Source organism: Actinomadura sp. WAC 06369, assembly GCF_003947565.1.
GTDB lineage: Bacteria > Actinomycetota > Actinomycetes > Streptosporangiales > Streptosporangiaceae > Spirillospora > Spirillospora rifamycini.
The window spans coordinates 43,053-54,221 of sequence record NZ_QHJN01000037.1; the positions used below are offsets into that span (position 1 = coordinate 43,053).

An 11,169-nucleotide genomic window follows, 5' to 3' on the forward strand; every position below is an offset into this window, starting at 1 on the left:
GGAACACACACCCTAGATCCCGAAGGTGCGGTTGAAGAAGAGCATGACCTCCAGCGCGGTGCGGATGTCGCCGCCGAGCATGTCGACGAGCGCCGGCCGCTGCCGCGAGGAGATGGCCGCGAAGGCGTCCGCGAAGAACTCGCGGCGGCCCAGCGCGTCCGGCTGCCGGTGGAAGTCGCTCGCCAGGTGCGGGCGGCACTGCGCGTACAGCGCGCGGAACGCCGCCGTGTCGGACGTCCAGCCCGCGCCGCCCTCGATGTCGTCGAGGGCGTGCCCCACCTCGTGCAGCATCACGTCGGGGGTCGGGGACGGCCGGTCCCCCACGACGATCTTGCGGTCGCCGTAGGCCCCCGCGCACACGTCCCACGTCGCCCGCCCCGACGGCAGCGGACGGTCCCGCAGGTGACCCATGTCGTCGAGCTGCGGCACGCCGCCCGGCCCCACGTACACGCCGTCCAGCCCGGCCGCGAGCCGCTCCTTCAGCGCGTCCGGCAGCCCGGCGAGGCTCTCGACCGCGCGGACCACCTCGGGCGTGGGCGGCCCGTCCCGGACGTCCCACTGCCGGTGCAGGATCCGCTCCAGGACGCCGCAGTGCCTGCGCCCGTCGGCCTCGTGCGGCGTGCCCGGCGGGTGCGGCTCCACCCGCGGCGGCGCGTCGTCGAGCTCGAAGTCCCGCCACGACAGGTCCCCGGTGCCGCGGCGCCCGGCCCCCGGCCGCCGCCGCGCGTACCGGCCGCCGAACCCCTCGGCCGTCCGGTCCGGGCCCGCGTCGACACCCGCGTCGGAGCCCGCGTCGAGGCCCGCGCCGGTCTCGACGGGGGCCGCGCCGCCGGGCGTCCGCGTGAAGGCGTCGTCGCGGCCGGACTTGCGGAACCGGCCGAACCGGTCGCGGGGCTGGTCGCGGGGCGGCCGCCCCGTGTCGGGCGGCGACGGCGCGTACCCCGGGTCGGCGGCCCGGTCGGCGGCCCGGTCGGCGGGGCGGAACGGCCCGCCGCGGGAGAACCCCCTGAACTCCCGGGGTTTGCGGTGGACGCCTTTGAAGCGCATCGGGCTCCTCTGTCGACGGGACCCGCGGATACCTGGGGCGGGCGGGGGTCCCCGAGGAAGCGTAAGCCGGAACCCGACACCCCGTCATCCCCGGCGGTCACGGAAACTTTCAGGGATGACGTGGGCGCAGGTGACTAATTACCGGCGAAACCGGGCGTCCTGGCCATCATGCGTAAGAGTGCAGGCCAGAGAACATGTAGTTCACGCCGAAGAAGTTGAACATCAGCGCAGCGAACGCAATGAGCGCCAGGACCGCCGCCTTGCGGCCCTTCCACCCGGCCGTGGCGCGCGCGTGCAGGTACGCGGCGTAGATGACCCAGGTGATGAACGACCAGATCTCCTTGGGGTCCCAGCCCCAGTAGCGGCCCCACGCCTGGTCCGCCCAGATCGCGCCCATGATGATCGCGGCCGTCCAGATCGGGAACGCGAACATCGTGACGCCGTTCGCGAGCCGGTCCAGGCCGTCCGACGACGGCATCCGGGCCAGGATGCCGTGCTCGCGCAGCGTCCCCCGGCCCTCGGCGCGGGACTTGACCAGGTACAGGATCGTGGCGGCGCCCGCCACCGTGAACGCGCCCGTCGCGACGATCGCCGCACTGACGTGGATCGCGATCCAGTACGAGTTGAGCGCGGGGCTGACCGGACCGACCTCGTCGTACAGCCAGATGTTCGCGACGCCCAGCGCGACGACCGCGGCGACCATCACGAACGCGCCCAGGTAGCGGGCCCGGTACCGCAGCATCACGACGAGGAACGCGGTGACGGCGGCGAACGCGATCGCGGTGAGGAACTCGTACATGTTCGCCCACGGCCAGCGGTTCGCGGCCAGCCCCCGCGACACCAGCACGCCGAGGTGCGCGCCCCAGCCGAGGACGTTCAGCAGGATCGCCAGCTTCGCCGGCTCGATCTGCGTGCGCTCCGGTTCCGCGCCGTCCCCGGACGCCTCGGCCGTCCCGGCGTCCACGGACTCGGCCCCGGCCGCGCCGACCAGCACCTTCGCCTCGACCTCGGCGTCCGCGGCGAGCTTCGCCCGGCGGCGCCCGAAGCCGAGATCGGCCGCGTACGCGACCATCGCGATGATGTACAGCACCACCGTGGTCAGCATGAGCTTGTCGCTCAGATTCGCGAGGTCGGCGTCGCCCACCCTCGTCACTCCTTCGCTTCGTCCGCCGGACCGGTCTCCCGGCCGGCGCCGGGCTCGGCGCCCTGCCCGTCGTCGGCGGACTCCGCGTCGGGTCCGCCCTCGTCCGGGCCCGCACCGGGCCCGTCCCGCTCGGGACCGCGCAGCGCGGCCACGATGTCATCGAACTCCGAGGTCGCGGCGCCCAGCGTCAGGCCGCCGACCTCGACCACCGTACGCCCGCCCTTCCCGCCGGCCGCACGGACCCACACCCTGCGCCGCCGCACCATGAAGGACGCCACCACGCCCGCGACCGCGAGGATCGACGCGACCAGCGCGGGGATCCGCCCCGGGTCGCGGTTCACCGACAGGCTCGCCCACTCCCGGACGCCTTCGAACTTGATCGATCCGGCCCCGTTCGGCAGCTCGAACGTGTCGCCGGGCTCCAGCAGCTTCTGCCCGTCCTTGATCGGCTGGAGGGTCTCGCCGATCCCCTCCAGCTTGTACACCGACTGCGGCGTGCCGTCGTCCAGGCCGATGTCGCCCTTGAACGAGCTGATCGTCACGACCGGCCGCAGCGGCGCCGGGAACGCCGAGACGATCTGCTCACCGTCCTCCGTCGTGACCGCCGTCGGCCACAGGATCGCGTAGAACGCGAGCTGCTCCGGCTGCGCGTCCGGCGCCTTGATGACGCCCTCGGACGTGTAGTTCCGCGTCTCCATCGGCAGGAACGGCACCGCGTCCTGGAACGCCACGTTCCCGTCCGCGTCCTTGACCGTGAACACCGGCGAGTACCCGTGGTTCAGCAGGTAGACCTTCGCGCCGCCCACCATCAGCGGGTGGTTGACCTTCAGGTCGTACGCCTTCTCCGCGCCCTGCGGGTCGTCCCGGTAGTGGACCTTCGCGGTGAAGTCGGTCGCCTGCCCCCGGCTCTTCCCGTCCTTTTCGTACTCGGCCTGGAAGTCCTCCAGCCGGACGGTGAACGGCGGAAGGTCGTCCGAGTCGAACACCCGTCCGGGCTCGAACTGGTCGTAGAGGCTGAGCGAGTTCGCGAACGTGTCGTCCTCGGTCAGCAGGATGTTGCCCCGGTAGCCGAACAGGTTCCCGAGGCCGAGCGCGAACAGCAGCGCCAGCAGCGCCAGGTGGAAGACCAGGTTGCCGGTCTCCCCCAGGTAGCCCTTCTCCGCCGCCACCGCGCCGCCGCCGGCGTCCACCCGGAACCGCTTGCGGCGCAGCGCCCTGCGCGCGTCCTCCAGGACGTCCTCCGCCGCGGCGTCCGTCTCGAACGACGCCGACTGCGGCAGCCGCTTCAGGTTGCGCGGCGCCGCCGGCGGCCGCGCCCGCATCGACCGGTAGTGCTTCGCGGCGCGCGGGATCACGCACCCCGCCAGCGACACGAACAGCAGGATGTAGATCGCGGCGAACCACGGCGCCGCGAACACGTCGAACATCGAGAACTTGTCGAGCCACGGCCCGAGCGTCTTGTGCTCCTCCAGGTACGCCGCGACGTCCTCCGGCGCCTGCCCCCGCTGCGGGAACACCGACCCCGGCACGGAGCCCAGCGCCACCAGGAACAGCAGGATCAGCGCCGTCCGCATCGTCGTGAGCTGCCGCCACGCCCAGCGCAGCCAGCCCAGCGGGCCGATCCCCTTCGGCTTCGGCGCGTCCTGCGCCGCCTGCCGGGCCGCCGGCGGGCGCGTCCCGCTCTCGGTCTCAGTGTCGCTCATGTCAGATAACCGGTTCGAAGCCGCTGATCCACGACCTCAGCTCGATGGTCATGTCCCCCCACAGGCCGCTCACCAGCAGCACCCCGAGCAGCACCAGCATGCCGCCGCCGACCCGCATCACCAGCGGGTAGTGCCGCTTCACCGCGCCGAACGCCCCCAGCGCCCGCCGGTACGCCAGCGCCGCCGCCACGAACGGCAGTCCGAGCCCCAGACAGTACGCGAGCGACAGCAGTGCGCCGCGCCCCGCGCTCGCCTCCGTGACCGCGAGGCTCTGCACCGCGCCCAGCGTCGGCCCGATGCACGGCGTCCAGCCCAGCCCGAACAGCACCCCCAGCACCGGCGCCCCCGCGAGCCCCGCCGCAGGGAGCCGTCCCGACTTCACCGTCCGCTGGAGCCCCGGGATCAGCCCCATGAACGCCAGCCCGAACACGATCGTCACGACGCCGAGCACCCGCGTGATCGTCTCCTGGTACTCCAGCAGCCACCGGCCCAGGCCCCCGAACACCACGCCGTAGCTGACGAACACCGCCGAGAACCCCGCGACGAACAGCACCACGCCCGCGAGCAGCCGGCCCTTGCGCTCGTCCGCCAGGTCCGCGCCCGACATGCCCGTCACGTACGACAGGTAGCCCGGCACCAGCGGCAGCACGCACGGCGAGACGAACGAGACCAGCCCGGCCAGCGCCGCCAGCGGCGCCGCGGCCACCAGCGACCCGCTGACGACCGTCTGGTCCACCCCGGCCGCCGCGATCACTTTTCGGCGAGCACGTCGGCGACCAGCGGATTCAGCTTGCTGTACGTCGTCGCGCCGATGATCCGGGCGGCGACCCGGCCCTGCCGGTCCAGGACGAGCGTGCTCGGGATCGCGTTCGGCGGCACCTCGCGGAACGCGAGCGTCACCCGCCCGTCCGCGTCGAACACGCTCGGATATGACACCTTGAAGTTCCGCTCGAACGCCCGCGCGTTCGGCTTCGAGTCCTTGAAGTTGACGCCGACGAACGCCGCGCCCTTCGCCTCGTTCTCCTTGTGCACCTGCTCCAGCGACGGCGCCTCACCGCGGCACGGCGCGCACCACGACGCCCAGAAGTTCACCACGACGACCTTGCCCCGGTAGTCCGCCAGCCGGAACGCCTTCCCGTCCAGCATCTCCCCCGCGACCGTCCCGACCGCCTTGCGGTCGCCCGGCGTGTACTCCGTCACGTTCCCGTCGCCGGACACGAACCGGTTCTCGCCCGCCCCGTCCTGCGACGCGTCCGTCCCGGCACAGCCCGCGAGCAGCCCGCACAGGGCGACGGCGGCCGCCACGGCGCGCACACGGAAGACACGGGGGTTCAACGGCCCCTCCTACTACTACAGGTCGTAGTACAACAATCTACCGGCGCTCTCAGGCGCCCGCGACACCGGGCTCCCCGCCCAGCCCGCCGGCGGGCTCGCAGTACGACACCTCGACGAGCCGGTTCCCCTCGAACGTCAGGCTCGTCACGCTCGCCAGCCCGCACTCCCGCTTCACCGGGTGATGCCACAGCCGGCGCCGCTCCGCGTGCAGCCGCAGCACCCACACCGGAAGCTGATGGCTCACGCACACCGCCTCATGCCCGCGCGCCGAATCCCGCGCCCGGATCACCGCCGCCCGCATCCGCGCCGCCAGCTCCCGGTACGGCTCGCCCCACGACGGCTTGAACGGGTTCAGCAGGTACCGCCAGTGCTCCGGCCGCCGCAGCGACCCCGCCCCCACCCCGAACGTCAACCCCTCGAAGTGGTTGTCGGCCTCCGTCAGCCGGTCGTCCACCGTCACCGGCAGATCGAACGCGTCCGCCAGCGGCGCCGCCGTCTCGAGCGCCCGCTGCATCGGCGACGAGAACAACGCGGTGACGTCCCGATCGGAGAACCACTTCGCGGCCGCCTTGGCCATGAGGAGACCGTCCTCGCTCAGCCGGTAGCCGGGCAGCCGCCCGTAGAGGATTCCGCCCGGATTGTGCACCTCACCGTGCCGCAGCAGGTGAACGATCGTCTTCTCAGTCATGGCGTCGCCAGGGTACCTATTTATTGCAATGCCCTTGGCGTCAGGCCGCGCGAGGCGGCCTTCCTTCAACGGGCCTTGCGGCGATTGCTGCATCGCTCCGACTCGCCCGGGGGCTCGCTGCGCGATCGAGTTCTCGCTGAGCTCGAACTTGGCTTCGCTCGCAATCGCAGTGGTTCCCGTCCGCTCTGGCTGGGGCGGGGCTGAGGTGGGCTTGCCCACACCTCTTCGGGGGCGGTCGTCCTGATCTGGGGGATGTCCCCGCATTGGGTCTTGAGGGGGAACGGGGGAGGTCCCTGCGGCCGAAGCGGTGGTCGGACGGGCGGGGCGAGCATGGCTCGCATGACCACGATCAGTGAACCGGAGACCGTCGCCGCGCCGGTCCGGCCGGACCGGCGGATCGCCGCGCTGGACGACCTCCGAGGCTTCGCGCTCTGCGGGATCATCTTCATCAACATCCCGCAGACGCTGGAGATGTTCGACTACGCCGGGCAGCTGCCCGACGTCCTGCGGGTGTTCTTCCTGGGCCGCTTCTACCCGATCTTCTACCTGCTGTTCGGCATCGGGTTCGGGATCTTCCTGCGCTCCGCGCGGCGGCGCTCGCCGCGCCCCCGGACGCTGTTCCTGCGGAGGTTCGCGGCGCTGGGGTTCGCGGGCGCGCTGCTCCACCTGATCCAGCCCGGCGAGGTGCTCCTGCCGTTCGCCGTGACCGGCGTGCTGGTGCTGCTCCCGTTCAGCTACCTGGAGGGGCGGGCGCTGCTCACGGCGGGCGGCGTCCTGACCGTCCTCGGGGTGCTGGTCGGGGTGGGAGGGCTCGGGCTCCTGCCGGGCCTGTTCGTGCTGGGCTTCGCGCTCGCCGACCTGGACGTCCCCGCGAGGCTCACGCGGTCGGCGGGGGCGCTGGTCGCGATCGGGGCCGCCGCGGTCGTGACCGGATCGCTGGCCTGGACGCTGATCGCGATGGAGCTGCACGACATCGTCCAGATCCGGCTCGGGCTGATGTTCTCGCTGTCGATGGCCACCGGCTACGTGGTCCTCTTCCTGCTGGCGCTCCGTACGCCGGCCGTGGCCGCGCTGTCGTGGGTCCTGGGGCCCATGGGGCGCATGGCGCTCACCAACTACATGACCGCGGCGATGCTGTTCGTCCCGATCGGGGCGGCCATGGACCTGCGGGGATCGTCCGACTGGACGGCGGCGGCGCTGCTCGGGCTCGGGATCCTGGCCGCACAGGCGCTGTTCAGTAACCTGTGGCTCCGGGGCTTCCGCTACGGACCGCTGGAGTGGGCTTGGCGCTGCGTCACCTACTGGCGGTGGCTGCCGATCCGCGACCGGGAAGAGCACAGCACGGCATGACAGGACGGGAAGGCCGCGAAGTCCCGCTCCGCTCGGCGGTGCGGGGCGACGTCCTCGTCGCGGCCGTGCTGCTGTCCGCCAACCTCGCACGGATCCCCCACGTCCTGTCGCTGCACCCGGCGGAACCGGACTGGACGATCGCGCTCGCCTACCTGCTCGCCTGCGTCGACCTGCTGGCCATCGCGGTGCGCCGGTACCATCCCGCGGCCGCCCTGGCCGCGGCGACGGCGGCGCCCCTGGCGACCGCCGCCCTGCCCGTGCGGCCCGCGCTGATCGGCATCGGGATCCTGTTCTGCGCCTACACCGTCGCCGTCCGGACGTCCTGGCCGCGGGCCGCGACCATCGTCGGCGCCGCCTGCGCGGCCCACCTGGCGGGCGGGCTCGCCGCCGTGGCCGCGGGCGGCTCGGTGGACGGCCTCGTCGCCTTCTGGGGCGGCGCGCCCCGGGACGCCTGGACGATGGCGACGGGGGCCGCCGCGGCGTACCTCGTGCCCGCGATGGCGGGGCTGACCGTCCGGACCCGCCGCGTCCACCGGGCCGAGACCGCGGCCCGCATCGAGCGCGACCGCGAGGAGCAGGCCGCGGCCGCGGTCGCCGAGGAACGCGCCAGGATCGCCCGGGAACTGCACGACATCGCCGCGCACGACCTGTCGGCGATCGTGGTCCAGGCGGGCGCCGCCGACCGGCTGCTGGACCGCGACCCCGAGGCCGTCCGCGCCACCTTGCGGTCCATCCGGGCGCAGGGCCGCGACACGCTGACCGCCCTGCGCACCATGGTGGGCCTGATGCGCGAGCACGATCGGGACGCGGACGTCCGGGCGCCGCAGCCGACGGCGGCCCGGCTGGAGGAGGTCGTCCGGCAGTCCCGGGACACCGGGATGGCGGTCGAGTTCCGCACGACGGGCGCGCCGCGCCGCCTTCCCCTGACCGTCGACCTGGCGGTCTCCCGGCTCGTCCAGGAAGCCCTGGCCAACGCCCGGGAGCACGCCCCGGGCGCGCCCGTCACCGTGGAGACGGCGTTCGGTGACGCTTCGCTGCGCGTCACCGTCCGCAACGCCGAGCCCGACCGCCCGTCCGGCCCGTCCGGTCCCGGGCGCGGCCACGGACTCCTCGGGATGCGCGAGCGCGTGCAGCACGCGGGCGGGGAGCTGCGCACGGGCCCGCGGCCCGACGGCGGCTGGCAGGTCGCCGCGACCTTCCCCCTCGACCAGGCGGGCGAGCGATGACGATCCGCATCCTGATCGCCGACGACCAGGCCGTCGTCCGGGCCGGGTTCCGCACGATCCTGGAGGCCGAGGACGACATCGAGGTCGTCGGGGAGGCGGCGGACGGCGCCGACGCCGTCCGGCTCGCCCGGCGGGACCGGCCCGACCTGGTGCTGATGGACGTGCGGATGCCGGTGCTGGACGGCATCGCCGCGACCGAGCGGCTGGCCGGCCCGGGCGTCGACGACCCGCTCGCCGTCCTCGTCGTCACCACCTTCGACCTGGACGAGTACGTCTTCGAGTCCCTCCGCTTCGGCGCCTGCGGCTTCCTGCTCAAGGACATCGAGCCGGACGAGCTGGTGCAGGCCGTCCGCGTCGTGGTGTCCGGCCAGGGGCTCCTCGCCCCGGCGGTCACCCGGCGGCTGATCGCGGAGTACGCCCGCGCGTCCCGCGCGGCCCGGCCCGCCCCGCCCCCGGTGCCCGACCTCACCGCACGGGAGCGGGACATGCTGCTGCTGATCGCGCGGGGGCTGTCGAACGCGGAGATCGCCGCGACCCTGTTCCTCAGCGTCTCCACGGTGAAGACCCACGTCGCCCGGCTGCTCGCGAAGATCGACTGCCGGGACCGGGTGCAGGCCGTCATCTACGCCTACGAGCACGGAATGGTCGAGCCCGGCGGGGCTCCGTGACCTCACCGCCGCCGCGGCCGAACCGGCGGCGGGTTCCGGTCGTCCCAATCCAGCGAAGATCACGTTGGTGGGAGGCGAGCACGTGTCCGAGTGGACGGTCAGCGGCTACACGGAGGTTCGGGAACTCGGCGCGGGCGCGCAGGGACGGGTCGTCCTGGCGCGGCACGACGCGTCGGGCGCCCCGGCGGCCATCAAGTACCTGCTCGGCGCGGACGAGGCCGACCGTGAACGGCTCCGGCACGAGGCCCGGATGCTCGGCCGGGCGGACAGCCCGCACATCGCCCGCCTCTACAGCCTCGTCGAGGGACCGGACGGCGCCGCGATCATCATGGAGGCGATCGACGGGGTCGCGCTCAAGGAGATCCTCGCCCGCGAGGGCGCGCTCGGCCCCGAGGCGTCCCTCGCCGTCCTCAAGGGCTCCCTCCTCGGCCTCGCCGCCGCGCACTCCCTGGGCGTCGTCCACCGCGACTACAAGCCCGCGAACGTGGTCGTCCCCGCGGACGGCCTGAGCCGCCTCGTCGACTTCGGCATCGCCGCCCCCGCCGGGCAGGAGGCGGGCGGCGCCGGCACGCCGTACTACATGGCGCCCGAGCAGTGGGACCGCCACACGGCCACCCCCGCCACCGACGTGTACGCCGCGACCTGCGTGTTCGTCGAGTGCGTCACCGGCAGCCGTCCGTACACCGGGAACCGCGCCGCGCTCATGCTCGCCCACCGCACGGGCGAGATCCCCCTCGGCGCCGTCCCCGAACCCCTCCGCCCCCTCGTCGCCCGCGGCATGGCGAAGTCCCCCGCGGACCGTCCCGCCGCCGCGTCCGCGTTCGTCGAGGAACTGGAGGCCGTCGCCGTCGCGGCCTACGGCCCCGGCTGGGAGCACACGGGCGTCCGCGCCCTCGCCGCCTCCGCCGCCGCGCTGGCGTCCCTCTTCCCGGTCGCGGCCGCCTTCTTCCCCGGCGCCGCGAGCCAAGCCGTCGCCTACGGCACCGCAGAAGCCACCGCCCAAGCAGGAGGCCAAACCGCCGCCGAGACCCTCGCCCACGGCACCGGCGAAGCCGCAGGCCAGGCAACAGCCGAGACCCTGGCCCACGCCACCGGCGAAGCCGCAGGCCAGGCGGTGGCCGGGGGCGCCGGCAAGACCGCCGCAGCCAAGGCGGGGGCGGCCAAGGCGGGGGCCGGCGGGCTGAAGACGATGCTCGGGATCGGCGCGGCGGCGTGCGGGACGGCCGTGGTGATCGGCGGCGGCGCCGTGGTCGCCATGCAGCAGGGGGACGACCCCGGACGGACGGGCCCGGAGGCGGCGGCGAGCCCGTCGCCGTCGCGGACGGTCACGGTCGCGGCGGTGCAGGGCTGCACCCGGATGGCGCCGAACGCCAACGATCCGGACGGGATGGCGCCGATCACCGAGCCCCCGCCCGCGTCGACCGTCGAACTGCCCGCGGTGGTCGACATGCCGGACGGCGCGGCCGTGTACTACGTCGGCGACGGGCACATCATCGGTCCGGCGGACGTCGAGTGCGACGGCCAGATCGGGGCGTCGAGCGGCCTCCACCGGATCGGCGACCCGCTCGCGGGCGGCGGGGTGTTCGAGTCGTTCAACTGGGCGACCGAAACGGTCGGGGCCATGCACTGCCGGTACTTCCCGGACACCGAACGCGCGGCGGAGCGGCGCGCGGCCGTCCCGCAGTGCGACGCCGACGTGCAGCACCGCCGGGAGCTGACCGGCCTCGGGGCCAGGGCCGCCGTGACGTCCGGGGTCGCGATGGGGACGGACGCGCCGCCGTCGCCCTACGTCGCCGTCTCGCTCGCGGTGCTGCCGGGCGCCGAGGCCCCCTTCAAGGTGATCGACTGCGTCATGCCCTGGGAGCGCCGCGGCATCTGCAACGCGGCCCTCACGTACTGGCTCGTCCGCGAGACGGCCGCCGCCAAGCCCCCCGCCGAAGCCCTGGACCAGGCGTCCACCCAAATCGCCGCCTTCACAGAAACCATCCGCCGCTGACCCCACCCCGTC

General features: G+C 73.7%; 10 protein-coding genes. 4 read left to right on the forward strand and 6 right to left on the reverse strand.

Translation table 11 applies throughout. From position 1 onward, the window contains the following. Nucleotides 1-12: 12 nt before the first annotated feature. From DMH08_RS13015 to DMH08_RS13040, 6 genes are all read right to left on the reverse strand, one after another. Complete coding sequence (locus DMH08_RS13015) at nt 13-1,047, reverse strand: hypothetical protein (protein WP_125614074.1); 1,035 nt, start codon at nt 1,045-1,047, stop codon at nt 13-15. A 166-nt stretch (nt 1,048-1,213) separates the two neighbouring features. Further along, nucleotides 1,214-2,191 (reverse strand): c-type cytochrome biogenesis protein CcsB, encoded by a 978-nt coding sequence (gene ccsB, locus DMH08_RS13020; RefSeq protein ID WP_125614077.1) that lies wholly within the window; start codon nt 2,189-2,191, stop codon nt 1,214-1,216. 5 nt (nt 2,192-2,196) lie between these two features. Continuing rightward, nucleotides 2,197-3,894, reverse strand: coding sequence for a cytochrome c biogenesis protein ResB (gene resB / locus DMH08_RS13025; RefSeq protein WP_125614079.1), 1,698 nt, complete (start codon nt 3,892-3,894; stop codon nt 2,197-2,199). Between the two features lies 1 nt (nt 3,895). Continuing rightward, nucleotides 3,896-4,630: a cytochrome c biogenesis CcdA family protein gene (locus DMH08_RS13030; RefSeq protein WP_034518779.1), complete on the reverse strand. Its 735-nt coding sequence runs from the start codon at nt 4,628-4,630 to the stop codon at nt 3,896-3,898. A gap of 14 nt (nt 4,631-4,644) precedes the next feature. Beyond that, nucleotides 4,645-5,229, reverse strand: coding sequence for a TlpA family protein disulfide reductase (locus DMH08_RS13035; RefSeq protein WP_233617559.1), 585 nt, complete (start codon nt 5,227-5,229; stop codon nt 4,645-4,647). 49 nt (nt 5,230-5,278) lie between these two features. Further along, the gene (locus DMH08_RS13040; RefSeq protein ID WP_034518663.1) at nt 5,279-5,917 is read right to left on the reverse strand and encodes a histidine phosphatase family protein; all 639 of its coding nucleotides are present in this window, start codon (nt 5,915-5,917) and stop codon (nt 5,279-5,281) included. Nucleotides 5,918-6,256: 339 nt separating this feature from the next. Here DMH08_RS13040 and DMH08_RS13045 point away from each other — a divergent pair, with 339 nt between their 5' ends. The 4 genes from DMH08_RS13045 (at nt 6,257) to DMH08_RS40965 (ending at nt 11,157) form a co-directional block, all read left to right on the forward strand. Continuing rightward, nucleotides 6,257-7,267 carry a DUF418 domain-containing protein gene (locus DMH08_RS13045; protein ID WP_199747765.1) on the forward strand — a complete coding sequence of 337 codons (1,011 nt, stop codon included), beginning with the start codon at nt 6,257-6,259 and terminating at the stop codon, nt 7,265-7,267. Continuing rightward, nucleotides 7,264-8,493, forward strand: a complete 1,230-nt coding sequence (locus DMH08_RS13050; protein ID WP_084550519.1) for a sensor histidine kinase — start codon at nt 7,264-7,266, stop codon at nt 8,491-8,493. The genes DMH08_RS13045 and DMH08_RS13050 overlap by 4 nt, the downstream gene beginning before the upstream one ends. Next, nucleotides 8,490-9,161 (forward strand): response regulator, encoded by a 672-nt coding sequence (locus tag DMH08_RS13055; protein ID WP_026403298.1) that lies wholly within the window; start codon nt 8,490-8,492, stop codon nt 9,159-9,161. The genes DMH08_RS13050 and DMH08_RS13055 overlap by 4 nt, the downstream gene beginning before the upstream one ends. Before the next feature lie 67 nt (nt 9,162-9,228). After that, on the forward strand, nt 9,229-11,157 hold the full coding sequence (locus DMH08_RS40965; RefSeq protein WP_233617560.1) for a serine/threonine-protein kinase: 1,929 nt from the start codon (nt 9,229-9,231) through the stop codon (nt 11,155-11,157). The last annotated feature ends 12 nt before the right edge of the window (nt 11,158-11,169 follow it).